Source organism: Streptomyces sp. NPDC086519 (genome assembly GCF_040686075.1).
GTDB classification, from domain to species: Bacteria; Actinomycetota; Actinomycetes; order Streptomycetales; family Streptomycetaceae; genus Streptomyces; species Streptomyces shenzhenensis.
This window is the reverse complement of the sequence record NZ_JBFBJL010000004.1, coordinates 113,178-133,079: the sequence shown is the minus strand read 5'-3', so window position 1 is coordinate 133,079 and position 19,902 is coordinate 113,178. Positions and strand designations below refer to the sequence as shown.

Here is a 19,902-nt window from a genome sequence, read left to right as displayed (position 1 = left end):
GTACCGGCGGGGCCGCGACCCCGACAGCCACATTCAGGGCACTGTCATACGACCGCCACACTCCGAACACGGGTACGTTCCGGCCACCTGTGACCGCTAGCATGCGCGCCCATGAATGACGACCTGCGCAACATTATCCTCGGCGTCGTCGCGGCCGGCATCAGCGCGGCGCTCGGCTGGCTGGCCCGTACCTCGCTGTGGCGCCGGAGCCTGCGCCGCAAGCAGGCCTTCTTCGGGCTGCCGGAGAACTCCGAGTCGCTGCTGGTCGTCAACCGCGATCCGGCCACGTCCGAACCGGCGGTCCACCGTTTCGACGTGTTCGCGCTCCTGGAGCTGGCCGCGCTGATCAAGGACTGCGGCGCGAACCTCCAGATGGTCACCCAGGACAACGTCCAGCAGGGTTTCGGCGAGCGTACCGAGTTCTGCGTGGGCGGTCCGGGGTCGAACCGCCGCATGCTCGCCCACATGTCGGCGATGCTGCCGGGCGTCCGCGTCAACATCGACCCGGAGCCGGGCCCGGACCGCGGCGCCTTCCAGATCGGCACCGAGCGCTACCGGCTGGATCCGGGTATCACGGAGTACGTGCTGCTGGCCCGTCTGACCGCCGGCCAACGCCCGGACGCCCGCCCGGTGTTCCTCTTCTGCGGGCAGCGCGCGATCACCAACCAGGCGGCCACCCGCTACCTCGCCCGCAACCACCAGCGGCTCGCCCGCAAGCACGGCAGCAACTCCTTCGTACTGCTCCTCAAGGTGGTCAACTCGCAGGCGTACGGCCCCGACGTGGTCGAACTCGTCGAGGACGTCACCCGTGCCGCCCAGGCACCGCTGCCGCCCGACGCGACCGAGACGCCCCGCGCCTCGCACCGCGCCTCCTGATTACCTGCGCCATTCAACGATCGTTACCCGCACGTAACTTACCGACGGGTTACTTGCGGTAAGAGGTCGAGGTTACCGTCGGGTCACTTTGCACTGACACGAGTGAGGAGTGACCCATGGGACCTGGTCGCGCCACCGCGAGCCGCCGCCCCGCCCGCCGTGCCACCGCCGTGCGCACGACCGCCGCAGGAGCCGTCTCGGCGGCCCTGATCGCCGGCACCCTCATCGGCCTGGCCCCGGCCGCCCAGGCCGCCGCCTCCGTCCGCTTCGTCGACATCACCGGCGACGGCGGCACGGTCCTGAAGGGGAACGTCGTCACGCCGGCCGGCGCCGACGCCGCACGGCGCTACCCGCTCATCGTGCTGCCCACGAGCTGGTCGCTGCCCCAGGTCGAGTACCTGGCCCAGGCCCAGGAGCTCGCGAACTCGGGCTACATCGTGCTCAGTTACAACGTGCGCGGTTTCTGGCAGTCCGGCGGGCAGATAGACGTGGCCGGTCCGGCGGACGTGGCGGACGCGTCCAAGGTGATCGACTGGGCGCTCGCCAACACCGACGCCGATCCGCAGCACATCGGCATGGCGGGGGTGTCGTACGGCGCCGGGATCAGCCTGCTGGCCGCCGCGCACGACAAGCGGATCAAGGCGGTCGGCGCGCTCAGCGGCTGGGCGGATCTGATCGCCTCGATCTACTCCGGCCGTACGCAGCATGTCGAGGCGGCCGCCCTGCTCGACGGCTCGGCGACCCTCACCGGGCGCGAGAGCCCCGAAGTCCGGCAGATCTTCGACGACTTCTACGCATCGAACCTGGCCAAGGAGCAGGACATGATCGCCTGGGGGGCGAAACGTTCCGCCGCGACCTATGCCGATCAGCTCAACAAGAACGGCGCGGCCGTCTTCATGGCCAACGCCTGGGGCGACTCCATCTTCCCGGCCAACCAGTACGCGGACTTCTACGGCAAGCTGACCGTCCCTAAGCGCCTGGAGCTGCGCCCCGGCGACCACGCCACCGCCGAGCTGTCCGGCCTGCTGGGGCTGCCCAACGACGTGTGGACCGACACCGAGCGCTGGTTCGACCACTACCTCAAGGGCACGGACAACGGCGTCGACCGCGAGCAGCCGGTGCGGCTCAAGTCCCGTACCGGCGGCGACTACGAGGGCTACCCGGACTGGAAGTCGGTGGGCGCCACCCGCAGGAGGCTCGCCCTCGCCGGCTCGACCACCATCCACGCGAACGTCGACTCGGGCGCGGACGGCGGGGTCGTCCTCCTCTCCGGCCTGCTCGACCAGGTCGCCCAGCTGCCGCCGGTCGCCTCGATCCCGCTGCTGCCCCGGCGCTGGGCCGCCGTCTGGCAGTCGGAGCGGTACGGCAGCGCCCAACAGGTGCGGGGCACGGCCACGTTGCACACCACCCTCACGCCGACCGCGGAGAGCGGCACCCTCGTCGCCTACCTCTACGACGTGGGGCCGCTCGGCCTCGGCAAGCTGGTCAGCCACGCGCCGTACACCTGGCACGGCCGGACGCCCGGCAAGGCGTTCGACGTGAACCTGGACCTGTTCTCCACGGCCTACGACGTGCCCGCCGGACACCGGCTCGCGCTGGTGATCGACACGGTGGACCCGCTCTACACCGAGCACAACCCGTCCGGCGCGCAGCTGACCTTCTCCTCGCCGGTGGACGACCCGTCGTACGTGTCCGTTCCGCTGCGCGAGCAGTGATCTCCGGCTGCCGCCGGCCGGGCCTGGCCCTTGGCTGCTGCCCCCTACGGCAGCAGCGTCCCCGGTTCGGCCGGGGCCACCTCGGCGGCCCCGGTCTTGGGACTGTGCCGCTCCCGCCTGGCCACCCAGCCGGCGAACCACGAGAGCAACATGCACATCCCGATGCAGATCGGCGAGATCACCATCACCACAGGGATGAAGGGCAAATCGTAGTCGAGGTTCGACGCGATCGGTTTCCCGGCATGGAGGAACTCCTCGTAGGTGATGAGACAGCCGGGCGAGGTGTCCTTCAGGGCCACCACGAGCCGGCTGACGACGGCGGGCGGCACGGCCCGTACGGCCTGCGGCACCAGGACGTACGACATGACCCGGGTCTTGCGCATGCCGAGCGCGAACGCGGCCTCCCGCCGGCCGCGTTCGACGCTGTTCGCCCTGGAGCGGAACGCCCCGGCGAGCACCGAGCTGTCGCAGAAGGTGAGTCCGGCGACCAGAGCGGGCAGCGGCTCGCCGTAGTACTTGGTGACGTCCCGCGGTTCGATCAGAGGATCGACGGCCATACGCAGCCCTACCCACTCTCAGCTGTGTCTTGGTTGCCGCAAACTATCCAGCCGGGAGCGGACTTAAGCCGCGACACGCACTTTTCGGGCATTAGCCGTATTTATGCCGCCTTTATCGCTGTTGCTGTCACCGCGCGGGAAGCCCCGTCCGGATCGCTGTCCGGAGCGCCGTCCGGCCCGCCGCGCGGGCGGGCCGCCGTTCAGGCCTCGGCGACCTCCGCGTAGAGCTGTGAGAGTTCGGGGACCCCGTCCGCGGCCCAGTCGTGGCCGGACTCGACGACCTCGAACTCCCGGCCGGACGCGAGCCGCACGACCGGCTCCCCGTCCGCCCTGATCTCCCATTCGGCGCCGGACACGGTCCGGGTCAGGACGGTGCCCAGATACAGGCCGGCGTCGGTACCGAGCCAGGCCATGGTCTCCTCGTCCTCCCGCCAGCGCGGGAGCAACTGGTCGAGGGCCTCCAGCGAGGCCGGGGTGTCGTCGAGCGCGACACCTTCCTCGGCCGCCTGGGCGCGCAGGAGCTCGCACTCGGCGAGCAGATCGGGGTCGGCGGTGTGGGGGACGCCACCTGTCTTGCCGTGCCTGTTACCCAGAAAGGGGATGTTCATGGTCCCAGGTTGACACTCACACCTCCAGGTCCACCACCACCGGGGCGTGATCGGACGCGCCCTTGCCCTTGCGCTCCTCGCGGTCGACGTAGGCGTCCTTCACAGCCTTGGCAAAGGGTTCGTTGCCGTACACCAGGTCGATGCGCATGCCGCGGTTCTTGGGGAAGCAGAGCTGGCGGTAGTCCCAGTAGGTGTAGGGGTGGTCGTACTTGAGCGGGCGCGGGACGACGTCGGTCAGGCCGGTCTCGCGCAGGGCGGCGAGGGCGGCGCGCTCGGCGGGGGTGACATGGGTGAGGCCCTCGAAGACGGCCACGTCGTAGACGTCGTCGTCCGTCGGTGCCACGTTGTAGTCGCCGAGGACCGCGAAGGGGCGGCTGCCGCCCGCGTCCCCGGCGACGGCCGCCCTCAGCGCCTCGAACCACTGGAGCTTGTAGGCGTAGTGCGGGTGGGCCACCTCGCGGCCGTTGGGCACGTACACCGACCAGACCCGGACCGGGCCGCAGGTCGCCGAGATCGCGCGCGGCTCCGCACCGCCGTCGTAGCCGGGGTCGCCGGGCAGGCCCTTGACGACGTCCTCCAGGCCGACCCTGGAGAGCACCGCCACGCCGTTCCACCGGCCGGTCGCGTGGACCGCCGCCTCGTAGCCCAACTCGCGCAGCTGCTCGAACGGGAACTGTTCCTCGGCGACCTTGGCCTCCTGGAGGCAGAGCACGTCGGTGCCGCTGCTCTCCAGCCAGGCGAGGAGCCTCGGCAGGCGGGCGGTGATCGAGTTCACGTTCCAGGTAGCGATGCGCATGCTCCACAACCTACCGGGCCCCTGTGACAACCGGCCTCGGCCGTCGGACCTCGGGCACCGGGCCCCGGCCATCGGGCCTGAGGCACCCGCCGCCGCCGTCGGCCGCCGGGCCTCAGCCAGGCGGCCTCAGTCAGCCGGCCTCAGACGTCGGCCGAGGCCCCCGGCGCCAGCCGCTGGTGGTCCGTGCCGCCCAGGGCGCCGATCTGGCGGTCGTAGATCGGCCGCGCCAGATCGGTGAGGAGGGCGTCGTGGACGTCGTAGGCGCGCTGCGGCTTCACCTCACGGACGTAGTCGATGACCTCGGAGATCTTGTTCCAGGGCGCCATCACCGGGAGCATCAGCGTCTCGACGGGATGGTCGGGGACGGTGAGGGCGTCGCCGGGGTGGAAGACCTTGCCGCCGTCGATGAGGTAGCCGACGTTGGTGATGCGGGGGATGTCCGGGTGGATCACGGCGTGCAGTTCGCCGTGCACCTGGACGTCGAAGCCGGCGGCGGTGAAGGTGTCGCCGTGGCCGACGGTGTGCACCCGGCCCGGGAAGGCCGCCGCGAGCTGGTCGGCGACGGACTTCAGCGTCCAGATCTCGGCGGCCGGGTCGGCGTCCAGCGCGGCCCGCAGCCGGTCCTCGGCGAAGTGGTCGGCGTGCTCGTGGGTGATCAGGATGGCCTCGGCGCCGACGGCCGCGTCCTGCTCGCTGAACCCGCCGGGGTCGAGGACGAGGACCCGCCCGTCCTTCTCCAGACGCACGCACGCGTGGGACTTCTTGGTGAGCTTCATGGTCACCATCCTGCCCCCAACCGCTCCTCGGTCCTCGGGACTCCCCCGGTCCCCCGCGACTCCCTCAGCCCTCGGGAGTGGTCTCCTCGCGGATGACCTGCTGGGCGACCCGGAACGCACTGCCCGCGGCCGGCACCCCGCAGTACACCGCAGCCTGGAGCAGCACCTCCTTGATCTCGTCCGGGGTGAGGCCGTTGCGCAGGGCCGCCCGCACATGGAAGCCCAGCTCCTCCAGGTGGCCGCCCGCGACCAGCGCGGTGAGCGTGACACAGCTGCGCGAGCGCCGGTCGAGGCCCGGCCGGTCCCAGATCTCGCCCCACGCGTAGCGGGTGACGAACTCCTGGAAGTCGCCGGAGAACTCGTCGGCCTGCGCCAGCGCCCGGTCCACGTGCGCGTCCCCGAGCACCTCCCGGCGGACCTTCAGCCCCGCGTCGTACGGGTCGGGCCGTCCGAACGGCTGCGGCGCCACGACCGCCGGGGCGATCTCGGCGATCGGCGCGACCTGGGGAGCGACCTGCGGCACGGCCTGGGGAGCGGCCGCCAGGACCGGCTTGACCGGGGCGGCGGGGATGGCCATCTGGCCCGTGGTCGAGTCGTAGGCGGGCTGCCAGGCGGTCGAGAAGTGCCGGACCAGCAGGTCGGTGACGGCGACGGGCTGCTCGACCGGGACCAGGTGGGAAGCACCGGGTACGACCGCGAGCCGGGCGTCCGGGATCCCGGCGACCAGGGTGCGGGCCTCGGCGGGACCGGTGACCTGGTCGTCCGAACCGACCAGGACGAGCGTGGGGATGCCCACCCGGGCAAGTTCGTGCCGCGCGTCGAAGCCGGCCAGGGCCTCGCAGGCGGCGATGTAGCAGCCGGGGTCGGTGGTGCGGACCATCTGCACGGCCCACTCGGTGATCGCGGGCTGGGCGGCGGCGAACCCGCCGGTGAACCAGCGGTCGGGCGAGGTACGGGCGATCGGGTCGAGGCCGTTCGTCCGTACGATCACGCCGCGCTGGCGGAACTCGTCCGCCGTCCCGAACCGGGGCGAGGTGGCGACCAGCGCCAGCGAGGCGATCCGCTCCGGGTGCCGCAGAGCCAGTTCGACGCCGACGGCACCGCCGAGCGCGCAGCCCGCGTAGCCGAAGCGCTGCACACCGAAGGAGTCCAGCGTGGCCAGCAGCCGGGCGGTCAGATCGGCCACGGAGACCGCGGGGTGCGCCGGGGCGCCACCGTGCCCGGGCAGGTCGTAGCGGAAGACCCGCCACTGCTGGATCAGCTCCGGGATCTGCCGGTCCCACATGTGCCAGGTGGTACCCAGTGAGGGACCCAAGATCAGGACAGGAGCGTCTTCTGGCCCGTCAAAGCGGTATTGCAGGGTGTTCGCTGGTGTCTCACTCACCCGCCTGACCCTCTCATCTGTCACGAGATGTCACATCGCCGGGGTGGACCTAGCGGGCCTTGCCCCGCTCCGGCACTGGCGGGCCTGCCGACGAGAGCCCAGGTAGACGTTCTCCAGCATGTACTCGTGGCCGTGTCGGCAGTGGGCCCTCCGGGCGCGTGCCCTCCTTCAGTCGGTACGAGCAACGCCTTCGCGCTCGGGTAGTCGCGCCCACCCGCCGCATGGTTGTCGATGTGATCGACTTCGAGGAGCGGTTCTCCCGTCGTGCGATACGGCAGATCCGGCAGCGGCTTCTTCGCTGATCGGCTCGTTCATCCGCCCCCCTGACCGTCGGCCTGACAGCCTTGCACAGGGCACTGACACCGTCCCCGGGCTGCCGCTTCGCTCGTCCCCCGGATAGGCCGTACTCCACCTCCCCCAACCGCTGGCGCAGGCGTTCCCCGCGCCTCAGCGGGACCTCACCGTCTCCCCCGTTGCCACAGAGAGATCGCACAGGCAACAGATCATCTCGTTCCGCTCTGCGGGTAACGTCGAGGTATGAGTCATCCACACCCCGACCTCAAAGCCGCCCCTACCCTGCCCGAAGGAGGGCTGAGGGTCATCGCCCTGGGCGGCCTGGGTGAGATCGGCCGCAACATGACCGTCTTCGAGCACGCCGGCAAACTGCTCATCGTCGACTGCGGCGTGCTGTTCCCCGAGGAGACCCAGCCCGGCGTGGACGTGATCCTGCCGGACTTCACCTCGATCCGGGACCGGCTGGACGACATCGTGGCCGTCATCCTCACCCACGGCCACGAGGACCACATCGGCGGCGTGCCGTACCTACTGCGCGAGCGGTCCGACATTCCCGTCGTCGGCTCCAAGCTGACGCTGGCGTTCCTGGAGGCCAAGCTCAAGGAACACGGCATCCGGCCGCGCACCGTGCGGGTGCGCGAGGGCGACCGGCGTGGCTTCGGGCCCTTCGACTGCGAGTTCGTGGCGGTCAACCACTCCATCCCGGACAGCCTCGCGGTCGCGATCCGCACCCCGGCCGGGATGGTGCTGCACACAGGCGACTTCAAGATGGACCAGTTCCCTCTCGACGACCGCATCACCGATCTGCGCGCCTTCGCCCGCCTCGGCGAGGAGGGCGTGGACCTGTTCCTCACCGACTCCACCAACGCCGAAGTACCCGGCTTCACCACCTCCGAGCGTGAGCTGAACCCGGCGATCGAGCAGGTCATGCGCACCGCGCCACGCCGAGTCATCGTCTCCAGCTTCGCCAGCCATGTGCACCGCATCCAGCAGGTCCTGGACGCCGCCCACCAGCACGGCCGCAAGGTCGCCTTCGTCGGCCGGTCGATGGTCCGCAACATGGGCATCGCCCGTGACCTGGGCTACCTGAAGGTCCCCTCCGGTCTGATCGTGAGCACGAAGGAGCTGGAGAAGCTCCCGGACCACAAGATCACTCTGGTGTGCACCGGCTCCCAGGGCGAACCGATGGCCGCGCTGTCACGGATGGCCAACCGCGACCATGTGATCCGCATCGGCAAGGGCGACACCGTCCTGCTCGCCAGCTCCCTCATCCCCGGCAACGAGAACGCCATCTACCGGGTGATCAACGGCCTGACCCGGTGGGGCGCCCACGTGGTGCACAAGGGCAATGCCAAGGTGCACGTCTCCGGTCACGCCAGCGCGGGCGAACTCGTCTACTGCTACAACATCGTCAAACCCCGCAACGTCATGCCCGTGCACGGCGAATGGCGCCACCTGCGGGCCAACGGCGACCTCGCCATCCGTACCGGTGTCGACCCCGAGCGGGTCGTGATCGCCGAGGACGGCGTCGTCGTCGACCTCGTCGACGGGCGCGTGTCCATCACCGGCAAGGTCCCCGCCGGCAACGTCTACGTGGACGGCATGGAAGTCGGCGGCGCCACCGAAGCGTCCCTCAAGGACCGACTCACCCTCGCGGAGGAAGGCGTGGTCACGGTGGTGGCGATCGTCGACGCCGACACCGGCGCCCTCGCCGAGGCCCCCGACTTCCTGGCCCGCGGCTTCGTCCACGACGACACCACCTTCGAGCCCGTCATCCCCGTCATCGAGAAGACCCTGGCCACCGCGGCCGAGGAAGGCGTCGGGGACGCCCGCCAACTCGAACAACTCGTCGCCCGCGCCGTGGCGAACTGGGCCTTCCGCACCTACCGCCGCAAGCCCCTCATCATCCCCGTCATCATCGACGCCTGAGCCCCGGCGGCACGGTTTCCGGTTTCGTTCACGGTCTCGCCTGCATCGAGGCCGAGCACGAGAGTCAGCAGCCACCCACCTGGCACCACCTCATCGACCAGAACAAGCAAGCAGCCAGCGAGAAGGAACGGGCGCTTGGCCGAGTGGAACACCGGCCAAGCGAGCGGCAAGGAGTCGCGGTGACCGTAGGCCAGCCTGGAGGCGGTGGACCGACCAGTCGTACTCCGGAGAACGGGCGTCGCCGGGGAAAGGTTGATGGCCTTGGCGGGGACTCCGGCGGCGGAGGAGACCGCGGCGCCCGTGGAGTCGCTCGACGAGGTCGCGCGCATGCTCAAGGATCATCTCGGGGCGAATTCGGTGTCGTTCCTGATCACCGACTTCACCGGCGACTCGGTCGTACGGCTGGGGGCGGCGGGCAGCGTCGACACCGATGAACCCGCCCGGCGCATCACGCTGCGCGGCACCCTGTACGACGACGTGATCCGCACCCAGCGCCCGAGCGTGGAGGACAAGGGTGAGGGCGCGCTGGTGCGGGTCGTCGCCCCCGTGACCAACTGCGGGGACGCCATCGGGCTCCTCGAACTGTTCCTGCGCGGGGCGCCGGACGCGGAGGTGATGCGGGAGATCGGCGAGACCGCGCACGCCCTGGCGTACATCGTCATCGCGAACCGGTCCTACACCGACGTGTACCAGAGGGGCCGCCGTACCGTCCCGCTGAGCCTGGCCGCGGGGGCATGCAAAAGGTCGGTCCAGGACCCCAGGGTCATCGCCGGGCCCGGGCCGGCTCGCCACCGCGTGAACTCCAGCCCCGCCGACCCTCCCGCCGATTGGGCCTGCCCAAGCCGAGTGGAACGGCCGGCCATGGGCAAGATCAGGGCTTCCGTCAGGAAGTTCGGCCGAGGTCACACCCGTCTCAACAGATCAGGGGCCGCGCAGCAATGGCTGCGCGGCCCCTGATCGTGCACGCCCTGCACGAGAGCAGGCGCTTCGCCCCGTGGGCGGCAAAGCCCACACGGGCGGCGCTCACCGGACGCAGTGTGCGCGATCCCTCGGGCGGGTCTGTGAGGTCAGGCCGGGGTGATGTTCTCGGCCTGCGGACCCTTCTGGCCCTGGGTGACGTCGAACGTCACGGCCTGGCCCTCCTGGAGCTCACGAAATCCCGTGGAGTTGATCGCGGAGTAGTGCGCGAAGACATCCGGGCCGCCGCCGTCCTGGGCGATGAAACCGAAACCCTTCTCCGCGTTGAACCACTTCACAGTTCCCGTTGCCATGTCTGATGCCTTCCAGTCGATGAACGCCTACCACTCCATGTGGAAGGCAGAGGTGATCGCCCTGGTCCCTGCGGCACAGCACAGCAAAACGCCCACACCGAAGGCGTGGGCAAGGGGGAGTTCCGAACCACGACAGCTGACGCAGACGCTACACGCCCACACGCCGCGTCACCACCGGAAACGATCACACCGCACGGCAGACCATGCGTGCGGTACCCGCCGACGCGGACGGGCACGCTCGTCTCACGCTGCTGCGGTCGGGTCCGCCGATTCGGTGGCGCGGCGGTATTCGGCGTTGAGGCGCTGGGCTTCCTCAAGCTGGTCTTCGAGAATGATGATGCGGCAGGCGGCCTCGATGGGGGTGCCCTGGTCGACGAGTTCCCGGGCACGGGCGGCGATGCGCAGCTGGTAGCGGGAGTAGCGGCGGTGCCCGCCCGCGGAGCGCAGCGGGGTGATGAGGCGGGCTTCGCCGATGGCGCGCAGGAAGCCCTGTGTGGTGCCGAGCATCTCGGCGGCCCGGCCCATGGTGTAGGCGGGGTAGTCGTCGTCATCGAGACGGCCGAACGTGTCGTCTGCTGTCATTGCACCTCTCTCTGGGACACATCGAGGGGCCCTGGCGCCGTACTGGCACCAGGGCCCCGAAGGAACTCCTACACCATCTGCCGGCCCTGATACTGCACCGGCCCTCTGTTTCCGCAGACCCGACCGAGACGCTGTCGGGGGCGCGGGGATCGCGGTTGCTCGACCGGAGACCACCTCACTATCGATGTCCTGCGGTACCCGGGTCCAAGGCTTCCACCCGGGCGATCCTGATGGCGCTCGGCTCCTCCGTTCTTCCCTCTTGATCAACTACTCACTAACGGAAACTGCCACTGCGGTACTGCTCATGGCGGCCCCTGATCACTGCGGGCCGCCCGGTCCGGTCGTCAGTCCCGTCGCCGTCCTGCGACCACTCTGGCTTCGGAACTCCACCACCGCACCGTCATACCAACTGCAACTGCGTACTGCTGCCCGGCAGTTCATCTCTGCCGGGCCTCTCTTGATCTCGGCTACAAGAGAAACCTTAACCGCAGCGTCGGCCGATGTCTACTCCAGCGAGTACAGATTTTCGCGCGCTGGAAGACGAGGTACTCCGCCTCGACCGGTCCCCATGGATGGTTCAAGCAGCTGCGAGGCTCTGGCCGGCTCTCACGGTGACCCACCACCGCGTGGCATGTCGGGCTGGGCGTGACGTCGCCGCCTGTGCCGCGGCTGCCGTCGACGGCACCGGCCGACACTGCGTCTCGTGAGAACACCACCGACCGGCACGGACATTTCCAGCCGTGACGCCCCCAGGCCGACGGTTGACGAGCGTGGCAAAAGGCCCTGTGCCGCCTTCGACGATCCCGGGATGATCGAGCAGCTGGTGGCGAACCAGCACGGCCCCCGACTCGAGCAGTCCGCGGGCTGCGGAGACACGGGCTCGCGGCAGCGGGTGCCGTCATGCGTCGGCTGTGGTCCTCCGCCCCTTTCAGGCAAGCACTGGGGCTCTGCGGGGTTGGCAGGTGGAGGGCGGGGCACAGGGGTCGGGTAGCCAGGGCAGGGGGCATGGCCCGCCGGGCCTCCGGCGGCGAGACCGTGAGCGCCTTCCCTGCCCGGTAGCGTCACCGCTCAAGCAGCCGGATGGCCGACGAACACAATCCGCCTCATACCGCAGCCCGACGAGTTGCCGGTTGACGTTGCCGCCCTGGTGGAGTCCGGCCAGAGCAACCAGATGTCCCTGGCCGCGGCCACCGGTGGCGCTGTCATCACCGGTGGCCGGCTGCCGAAGCGGTGTGGAGGCAGAGGGTGTCGGCTGTGCTGGGGGATTCCGCTCACTTGGGCGAGTTCGCCCGCCGTCTTCGACGCCCCCGTGAAGGAGGACGGGCCGCCCACGCGTCTGCACTTCGATGTCACCCGGATCCTGTAGGGCAACGGTGACGGGAACCCGCTGCACACGGTGTGGGCCCGACCGGCGTACCGGTCGGGCCCACACTGCTGCTCAGGTGTCGGCTCGTGTCTGTTTATCCGATCAGGCCGTGACGGGGGTGCCGAGCATCGCGGAGGCGTGCTGCATCGGGCCGAGAATCTGCAGCGGCACTGCCTTGGGAACGGCGCGGCAGGTGAAGCCGAGCGCAGCCATGGCCCGCAGGACTTCGGTGGCGCTGAAGTCACGGCGGTCCTGGCGCGTGATGACCTGGCCGACCTGCTTGACGGGGTAGTGGCGGCGGCCGATGATCACCGATTCGCCGGTGACCGGTTCGGGCTTGATGCCCTTCATCGATTCCAGCACGCCGCTCTTGGTGAGCTCGAAGGGGAAGCGGGCGATGACGCAGCGCATGTGGCCTCACAGGGAGAAGGGGAGAACGGTCCGACCAGGGGCGAGGTGTTTCAGCGGGAGAGGGCGAGGATGCCCGGAGCGCTGCCTTGCTCGTCGACCACCGGCAGGGCACCGAGCCGGCGGGTGCGCATCGCGTGCTCGGCTTCGGCCATCGTGGTCACGGGTGAGGCGAACGAACCGTGGTCGCCGAGGATGTCGCGCAGGCGGACACGGTCCGTGTAGTCGGAGCTGTCACGGACGGCGGCGAGTTCGGCGTGGGTGACCAGGCCGGTGCACTCGCCGTCCTGGTCGCAGACGACCAGCCGGGCCGTGCGGGCGGCGGCCATGACGGCCAGCGCCACCTCGACGCTCATGTCGTCACAGACCTGCGGTCCGGCCGCGTCCATGACCTCCACCGCCGTCCTGTGCACGGGGTCGGCGTCCACCGGGCGGGACTGTGTCTGAACAAGCGTCAAAAGGTGCCTCCTTCGGAGATGGGACGGCTTCCTGATCACGAAAGTTCTAGGCCACCGCGCCGAAGCCGGACTGGCGTACCGGGGTGCGCCTGCTCGCCGAGGCGGGGCGACGGCGGCCTCGGGAGGAGGCGCTGCGCTTGGGGCGTTCGACCACCGGCGCGGTGATGACGACCGGGATGCCGGACGGGGCCTGGGCGCCGGTGATCCGGCTCAGGGCCTCGTCCCCCGAGCGGATCTGGGTGGTCTGCGGCCGGATTCCGGCGTCCGACATCAGGCGGACCATGCCTCGGCGCTGGTTCGGCGTGACCAGGGTGACGACGCTGCCGGACTCGCCGGCGCGCGCGGTACGGCCGCCTCGGTGGAGGTAGTCCTTGTGGTCGGTCGGCGGATCCACGTTGACGACCAGGTCGAGGTTGTCGACGTGGATGCCGCGCGCCGCGACGTTGGTCGCCACCAGCACGGTGACGTGCCCCGTCTTGAACTGCGCCAGCGTGCGGGTGCGCTGGGGCTGCGACTTGCCGCCGTGCAGCGCGGCGGCCCGCACCCCGCTGTCGAGCAGGTCCTGAGTCAGCCGGTCGACGGCGTGCTTGGTGTCCAGGAACATGATCACGCGCCCGTCCCGGGCCGCGATCTCGGTGGTCGTGCGGTGCTTGTCGGCGCCGTGGACGTGCAGGACGTGGTGCTCCATCGTCGTGACCGCACCGGCCGACGGATCGACCGAATGCACGACCGGGTCGGTCAGGTAGCGGCGCACCAACAGGTCGACGTTACGGTCCAGGGTGGCGGAGAACAGCATCCGCTGCCCCTCCGGGCGCACCTGGTCGAGCAGCGCGGTGACCTGGGGCATGAAGCCCATGTCAGCCATCTGGTCGGCCTCGTCCAGCACGGTGATGCCCACGTGGTTCAGCCGACAGTCGCCGCGGTCGATGAGATCCTTGAGCCGGCCCGGGGTCGCGACCACGACCTCGGCTCCGCCGCGCAGCGCGCCGGCCTGCCTGCCGATCGACATGCCGCCCACCACCGTGGCCAGCCGCAGCCGCACCGAGCGGGCGTACGGGGTCAGCGCGTCGGTCACCTGCTGTGCCAGCTCACGCGTCGGGACGAGGATCAGCCCCAGCGGCTGACGGGGCTCAGCACGCTGCCCAGCGGTACGCGCGAGCAGGGCGAGCCCGAAGGCCAGGGTCTTGCCGGAACCGGTGCGGCCGCGCCCGAGGACGTCACGGCCCGCCAGGGAGTTCGGCAGCGTCGCTCCCTGAATCGGGAACGGCGCGGTCACACCCTGCCTGCCGAGTTCGGCCAGCAACTGCTCGGGCATGTCGAGATCGGCGAAGCCCTCAACGGCGGGCAGCGCGGGGGTGATCGTCCTGGGCAGCGCAAACTCACCTTGCACTGCGGCGGGCCGACGGCCGTAACCGCCGGAGCGCGCGGGCCCGCCGGTACGACGCGGTGCCCGCGAGCCATGGCCGCCGGCGCCCCTTCCGGCGTCGGAACGGCCGTCACGGGCGCGGGTGGAGCGGTCGTTCGTGTACGTGCGGTTCATGCGGAACCTTCCTCGATGTGGCACATATCAAGGAATTCCCGCCGCGATGAATGGCACGGAGAATTACAAGTATGGACCGGTGACAAAAGAAAGCAGATCTGGCCGGCGGAAACATCCGTGGGCACAGGTGCTGAAATGGGTGACGCGATGGGGACCTTGAGATCCGGGCGCCCGCTGCGATGCAGCGCTTCAGGATGCGCCTGCGCCCTGGGGGAGGAACCGCTTGTGGTGGTACTGCGGATTCCTCCGGGTCGTCCCGCGGGTGAAAGCCGCTGCGGGATACGCGTGCAGCTGGGGCCCGCACCCCGAGGGATGCGGGCCCCAGCTACGGATTGCGCGTGAGCGTTAGGCCGGAACGATGTTCTCGGCCGTCGGGCCCTTCTGGCCCTGCGCGATGTCGAAGTTCACCTTCTGGCCCTCGAGCAGCTCACGGAAGCCCTGCGCGGCGATGTTCGAGTAGTGGGCGAACACGTCGGCGCCGCCACCGTCCTGCTCGATGAAGCCGAAGCCCTTTTCCGCGTTGAACCACTTCACGGTACCAGCAGCCATGCCATATCTCCTTTGGGGCAGTGCATCGGCGTCCACGCTGCGCGGACGCCGTGTCGCCGCGATGATTACCCCGCCCGGAAATGACCGGAAATACAAAAGTCCTCCCGCCCGGCAGAAGCCTGGCGGGGGCACTTGAAGTTTTGGGAACCACAACTGCAACTGAGATGGACAGTAGCACGCCGGAGTCGCCCGTGTGCGTTGGATAATTCCACTCTGCTCTTCGCGGCAAAAACTCCGGCTGCGCGGCCCTCCAAAAACTGATCCCTCGGGAACAGATATTGATTCACTCGGCGTTCAACGCCTCAGATCGGAGACCTCGCAGATCAGACGTTGATCCCGAGTCAGCCACCGAGCAGTCCGCCGACGATGCCGATGAGCATGGTGATGATGCCCAGGTCCTTGCCCGGCATCGATCACCCGGCAGTTCCAGCGTTCTCTTCTGAGCCGCTGCCCTCTCCCCGCCCGTGGCTCGCCTGCCATCAGCGTGCCGACGCGGTCCCTTCTACGCCGGACCCCCCGGCGAAGCAAGCCGACGGGGGTCCTCACGTGTCACGAGCGATCACAGGCGTGTCGCCAACCCCGCGGACGCTCTCGCGCCACAAGGCTCTGACCTTGACTTACGCGCTCGACCTGGACCAACTGGATGCCCAGAGACGGTTTCTACGACATGAGCCAGGTGGTACCCGGTGAGGGACCGAGGATCAGGACCGGGGCGTCTTCTGGCCCGTCAAAGCGGTATTGCAGGGTGTTCATCGGTGTCTCACTCACCCGCCTGAGCCTCTCATCTGTCACGACAGCCCCTCTGAGCGGGGTCCTGGCTGCCGCCATCTGACCATGTGGAAGACCTCCCGGGCCGGCATCCCGAGGGACGCTCGACGGGACTGGCCCCGCACAGCGCAGCGGAGGACGCCTCACGGTCCGGTAGCTCCGGCTGGCTGTCGTCCGTTGCCGAATGACGCCGCACTGTGCGGCAGGGCCTTTCCCGATGGTCGTGCAACGCCTCACCAGTGCCCGGCAAAGGTGTGGGGTCGACGCCGACGGAGCCTCGCAGCAGCGTCCCGACGGTTCGCCCGCCGCCTGGCCCCTGCTCGTCGGGAACGGATGCTCGGCCGTCCCTCGTACGCTCCGTGGCGCGTCTTGCAGCGTCCGCGGTGTGTCGCGGGCGGACACGGTGGGGACCGCACGCGCTGACAACCCCTTTCGGCGCCCTTGGTCAAGCGGCGGTTGCCCATGGGCGGTGCGGTCCCCGCGCGTTGCCTCACGGCCCCTGATCGGACAGACATCTCCGATCAGGGACATGGCCACCTCACGGCGACGACGGTCGCGCCGGAGCTTTCGTCTGGTTGATGTCGCCGATCATCTGCCACAGCCGCAGCGCCCGCCCTCGGTGCTGGTGCGCCAGGTGGTGAGCGCCGGCGGCGGCGTCCAGGTCGCCGATCAGTTGCCAGCAGGCGGCCTCGTCCTGGCGGTCGCCGTGCCGGTGGAACAGGCCCGCCGCGCGCTCCAACGCCGGGCTCGCCCGGTCCCGGTCGTGTTGACCCGCGTACACGCGGCCGACTTCCAGCAGCGTGTACGCAACGCACCGCTCGTCGGCCAGATTCTCGAAGGTGACCAAGGCCTGCCACAGGCAGCGCAGCGCCTCGTCCGGATCACCACGCCGATCGTGCAGCCGGCTGAACCGCCGCAGCACCACGGCCACGCGATGCCCGTCGCCCAGCGCCCTGGCCTGGCTCAAGGCCCCGTCGAACCAGAACTCCGCCTCGTCGAGCCTGCCCTGCATGAGCTTCATCACGGCCATGGAGCAGGACAGCTGCGCTTCGATGTGCCGGTCGCCCTCACCGGCCGCGATGGCCAGGGCGTGCTCGACACGTTCGAGGGCTTCGTCGTCACGGCCCTGCACCCGGCTGACCGTACCCAGCATGGCCACCGACAGCGCCTCGCCGCGTTTGTCCCCACCGTCCTGACACAGTCCGAGGGAGGACTCCAGGGCCCGGGCGGCCCGATCGAACTCGTCTTGGTAGATGTGCAGCTGGCCAAGACCGCGTAGCAGCACCGATGCGCCGCGCGCGTTGCCGGCGGCCTCGGCCGCGGCCAACGCGAGCCGGTGCCCGTGCTGCCAGTCCTGATAGAGACACCGGTGGTCGTAGTAGGTCGCCGCGCCGGCCGCCAGCTCCCAGGCCATCTCGTCCAGGCCCCAGTCCACGGCCAGTTTCACCGCGCCGAGCAGGTTGTCGCGTTCCGCGTCGAACCAGCCGACCGGGTCGGCCATCAGCCGGTCCACGACCGCATCGGGCAGCGACCGGCGCGGTGCCGAACCGGGCACGGCTGCCAGCAGCCCGGCCGCCGGCAGCCGATCGGTGCCGCGTCCAACCAGCTCAAGCCAAACGGCCAGCACCCGGATGATCGCGTCCCGCTTGTCTTCCGTCGGCAGTGGGGCGGCGATCTCCACGGCACAGGTCCTGATCAGGTCGTGCAGCCGGTAACGCGGCTCGCCGAGGGCGTCGGTGGCGGTCAGCCGCACCAGGCTGGCGTCGACGAGGGTGTCCAGCACCTCCTCGGCGTCCGAGCGGTCGAGCAGCGGGCCGACCACCCAGCCGGGCAGGGTGTAGGCGCCGAGCAGACCCAGCAGGCTCAGCGCGCGCACCGCGTCGGCCGGCAGCAGCCGCAAGCTCAGTTCGACGCTGGCTCGCACGCTGAGGTCCCCGATCCTCAGCTCGGCCAGCCTCCGGGACTCATCCTCGATCCGTTCCCGCAGCACCCGCAGCGACCAAGCCGGGCGGCCCGTGAGCTTGCCGCTGGCGATCCGGATCGCCAGCGGCAGGTTGCCGCAGCAGTCGAGGATCGCGTCCGCCTCCCCCGGTTCCCGCTCGACCCGCCGCCGCCCGACAATTCCCGTGAACAACTCGCGCGCCTCTGCCGGGCTCAGCACGTCCAGGTCGATGTGCCGAGCGCCGGGAAGTTGCGTCAGCAGAGTGCGGCTGGTGATCAACACGGCACAGCCGTCGGCCGCAGGCAGCAAGGGCAGCACCTGATCGGCGCGACCGGCATCGTCCAGCACCACCAGCATGCGACGGTCCACCAGCAACGACCGGTAGAGCGCGGCCCGTTCGGCCAGGCCGTTCGGGATCGCGCTGCCGGCGATCGAGAGCGCGCGCAGTGCCTCGGCCAGCATCAGCCCCGGGTCCCGCGGCTCATCCGATGTCGCCGCGAGGTTGAGGTAGAGCTGGCCGTCGGGGAAGTTGGCGCTCGCCAGCCGCGCGGCGTGCGTCACCAGGCAGGACTTGCCGACACCGGGACCGCCCACGATGACGGCCACCGGGGCCCGGTTCGACGCCGACCCGTCGAGCAGCCCGGCGATCTCGGCCAGCGCTTCGGTCCGGCCCACGAAGTCAGATACGTCGAGGGGAAGTTGACGCACCGGCATCGCCATGGCCGGCCCGGGAGCCGCCGGGGCAGGGCTCTCCGGTGGCGTGGCCGAGGGGCCATTTGCTGGGATCGCAGCCGCCAGGGCGGGATCTGCGGTCAGGATGCGCTGATGCAGCGCCTGCAACGGCGGGGTGGGGTCGACGCCGAGTTCGTCGGCCAGTGTCCGGCGCAGCCGCTCGTACACCTGTAGCGCCTCGCCTTGTCTCCGACACCGGTAGAGGGCGACCATCAGGTGCTCGGCGACCTGCTCGTCGTAGGGGTGCTCGTGGAGCAGAGCGGTCAGCTCGTCGATGACCTCTCGATGACGCCCCAGGCCGAGTTCGATGGCCAGGCACTGTTTGAGCGTGGCCGCACGTTTCTCGTTCAGCCGTGCCGCGTCGATCTCCAGGACTTGGCTGGGAGTGCCGACCAGGGCGTCTCCGCGCCAGCAGGCCAGCGCCCGCCGCAGCGCGACTGCTGTCTCCAACGGGGTCGTGTGCTGTTCGGCGAGGTGTCGCTGGTGATCGAACTCCAGCAGGTCGAGCTGATCTTGAGTCAGGTGGATCTCGTAGCCGCCGCGCCGCGTGCTGATCAGGGTGCCGGGTGTTCCGCAGGCGACGAGGTTGCGGCGCAGCCCGGAGACAGCGTCCTGGACCTGGCGGACCGCAGTGGCGGGCGCGTTGGTGTCCCACATCACGGCGACGAGCCGTTCCATGGCGACGATGTTGTTGGCGTCGATCAGAAGTGCTGCCAGCATCTTGGCCTGCCGCCCGTTCAACGGGACCGCGCGTCCGGCGATCTGGGCGTGTAACGGCCCCAGTAAGCCGAATCTCATGCTCCCCCTGCTACGTGACGATTAGCGCCGATCCTCCTGGCTGACCTCGCACAAGAACGAATCTAGGACCGCCGACGGATCTGTGTCCATAGCGTCTCCGCAGCACGGCTCACCGAAGACGCCGATGGCCAGGCCCCGCCGCTCGGGCGGGAAGCAGGCGTTGGCGCAGGGCACGCCGACGGCGAAGGCGGTGCCGCCGGTACCGAGGAAGAACCCGCCGGCTGGTGGCCCCGGACACGATCGGGAACATGATCCGGCCGCCGAACCGGTCGGTCAGCGTGCCCACGGGGATACGGCCCAGGGAGCCGACCAGGACTGGTGCGGCCACCAGCAGCGACTGCTGGAACGAGGACGGGTGAGGAAGTCCTCGAACCGCGGGCCGAGCGGGGTCAGCAGCGCCCATGCCCAGAAGTTGACGGCGAAGCCGATGGTGGCCAGGGCCGGCATCGGCCAGGCCGGCCGGACACCGGAGCACCTGACGGGGAGCTGTCACTCTCCGTCTTCAACGGCCGGACCATGGTGTCCGTCCCTTCCCTCTGCGTGGTGGCTCGCC

General features: G+C 69.8%; 15 protein-coding genes and 4 pseudogenes. 5 read left to right on the top strand and 14 right to left on the bottom strand.

Annotated features, from left to right (window positions below; all coding sequences use genetic code 11):
• Window positions 1-111: 111 nt before the first annotated feature.
• Together AB0P24_RS06325 and AB0P24_RS06320 are read left to right on the top strand one after the other, a co-directional pair.
• A complete protein-coding gene (locus AB0P24_RS06325; protein ID WP_365791050.1) occupies window positions 112-876 on the top strand; it encodes a hypothetical protein in 765 nt (254 codons plus the stop codon).
• 116 nt (window positions 877-992) lie between these two features.
• Window positions 993-2,591, top strand: coding sequence for a CocE/NonD family hydrolase (locus tag AB0P24_RS06320; RefSeq protein WP_365791049.1), 1,599 nt, complete (start codon window positions 993-995; stop codon window positions 2,589-2,591).
• Window positions 2,592-2,635: 44 nt separating this feature from the next.
• Here AB0P24_RS06320 and AB0P24_RS06315 read toward each other — a convergent pair.
• The 5 genes and pseudogenes from AB0P24_RS06315 to pcaC form a co-directional block, all read right to left on the bottom strand.
• Window positions 2,636-3,097, bottom strand: a pseudogene (locus tag AB0P24_RS06315) (ABC transporter permease subunit); the annotation flags it as partial.
• Between the two features lie 251 nt (window positions 3,098-3,348).
• Window positions 3,349-3,756 (bottom strand): DUF6278 family protein, encoded by a 408-nt coding sequence (locus AB0P24_RS06310; protein ID WP_365791048.1) that lies wholly within the window; start codon window positions 3,754-3,756, stop codon window positions 3,349-3,351.
• A 16-nt stretch (window positions 3,757-3,772) separates the two neighbouring features.
• Window positions 3,773-4,552, bottom strand: a complete 780-nt coding sequence (locus AB0P24_RS06305; protein WP_365791047.1) for an exodeoxyribonuclease III — start codon at window positions 4,550-4,552, stop codon at window positions 3,773-3,775.
• Between the two features lie 140 nt (window positions 4,553-4,692).
• Window positions 4,693-5,328 (bottom strand): MBL fold metallo-hydrolase, encoded by a 636-nt coding sequence (locus AB0P24_RS06300; protein WP_365791046.1) that lies wholly within the window; start codon window positions 5,326-5,328, stop codon window positions 4,693-4,695.
• A gap of 64 nt (window positions 5,329-5,392) precedes the next feature.
• Window positions 5,393-6,712 (bottom strand): 4-carboxymuconolactone decarboxylase, encoded by a 1,320-nt coding sequence (gene pcaC, locus AB0P24_RS06295; protein WP_365791045.1) that lies wholly within the window; start codon window positions 6,710-6,712, stop codon window positions 5,393-5,395.
• A 537-nt stretch (window positions 6,713-7,249) separates the two neighbouring features.
• Here pcaC and AB0P24_RS06290 point away from each other — a divergent pair.
• Together AB0P24_RS06290 and AB0P24_RS06285 are read left to right on the top strand one after the other, a co-directional pair.
• Complete coding sequence (locus AB0P24_RS06290) at window positions 7,250-8,935, top strand: ribonuclease J (protein ID WP_365791044.1); 1,686 nt, start codon at window positions 7,250-7,252, stop codon at window positions 8,933-8,935.
• A 261-nt stretch (window positions 8,936-9,196) separates the two neighbouring features.
• A complete protein-coding gene (locus AB0P24_RS06285) occupies window positions 9,197-9,892 on the top strand; it encodes a hypothetical protein (RefSeq protein WP_365791043.1) in 696 nt (231 codons plus the stop codon).
• A gap of 110 nt (window positions 9,893-10,002) precedes the next feature.
• On the opposite strand, the gene AB0P24_RS06280 is transcribed toward AB0P24_RS06285, so the two are convergent.
• Together AB0P24_RS06280 and AB0P24_RS06275 are read right to left on the bottom strand one after the other, a co-directional pair.
• Entirely contained in the window at window positions 10,003-10,206 is a 204-nt protein-coding gene (locus AB0P24_RS06280; RefSeq protein ID WP_030212004.1) for a cold-shock protein, read from the bottom strand.
• A 243-nt stretch (window positions 10,207-10,449) separates the two neighbouring features.
• Complete coding sequence (locus AB0P24_RS06275) at window positions 10,450-10,788, bottom strand: MerR family transcriptional regulator (RefSeq protein ID WP_365791042.1); 339 nt, start codon at window positions 10,786-10,788, stop codon at window positions 10,450-10,452.
• A gap of 1,105 nt (window positions 10,789-11,893) precedes the next feature.
• Here AB0P24_RS06275 and AB0P24_RS06270 point away from each other — a divergent pair.
• Window positions 11,894-12,151: pseudogene (locus AB0P24_RS06270) on the top strand (hypothetical protein); the annotation flags it as partial.
• Between the two features lie 105 nt (window positions 12,152-12,256).
• Here the strand turns inward: AB0P24_RS06270 and AB0P24_RS06265 are convergent.
• The 7 genes and pseudogenes from AB0P24_RS06265 to AB0P24_RS06235 form a co-directional block, all read right to left on the bottom strand.
• A complete protein-coding gene (locus tag AB0P24_RS06265; RefSeq protein WP_365791041.1) occupies window positions 12,257-12,565 on the bottom strand; it encodes an SCO5918 family protein in 309 nt (102 codons plus the stop codon).
• Window positions 12,566-12,615: 50 nt separating this feature from the next.
• Window positions 12,616-13,020, bottom strand: coding sequence for a CBS domain-containing protein (locus tag AB0P24_RS06260; protein WP_365791040.1), 405 nt, complete (start codon window positions 13,018-13,020; stop codon window positions 12,616-12,618).
• 46 nt (window positions 13,021-13,066) lie between these two features.
• Window positions 13,067-14,560 carry a DEAD/DEAH box helicase gene (locus tag AB0P24_RS06255; protein WP_365791039.1) on the bottom strand — a complete coding sequence of 498 codons (1,494 nt, stop codon included), beginning with the start codon at window positions 14,558-14,560 and terminating at the stop codon, window positions 13,067-13,069.
• A gap of 345 nt (window positions 14,561-14,905) precedes the next feature.
• Window positions 14,906-15,109 carry a cold-shock protein gene (locus AB0P24_RS06250; protein WP_003973099.1) on the bottom strand — a complete coding sequence of 68 codons (204 nt, stop codon included), beginning with the start codon at window positions 15,107-15,109 and terminating at the stop codon, window positions 14,906-14,908.
• A gap of 344 nt (window positions 15,110-15,453) precedes the next feature.
• Window positions 15,454-15,519, bottom strand: a pseudogene (locus AB0P24_RS06245) (GlsB/YeaQ/YmgE family stress response membrane protein); the annotation flags it as partial.
• Window positions 15,520-16,415: 896 nt separating this feature from the next.
• Window positions 16,416-19,349 (bottom strand): BTAD domain-containing putative transcriptional regulator, encoded by a 2,934-nt coding sequence (locus tag AB0P24_RS06240; RefSeq protein WP_365791038.1) that lies wholly within the window; start codon window positions 19,347-19,349, stop codon window positions 16,416-16,418.
• A 111-nt stretch (window positions 19,350-19,460) separates the two neighbouring features.
• Window positions 19,461-19,867: pseudogene (locus tag AB0P24_RS06235) on the bottom strand (MFS transporter); the annotation flags it as partial.
• Window positions 19,868-19,902 lie beyond the last annotated feature (35 nt).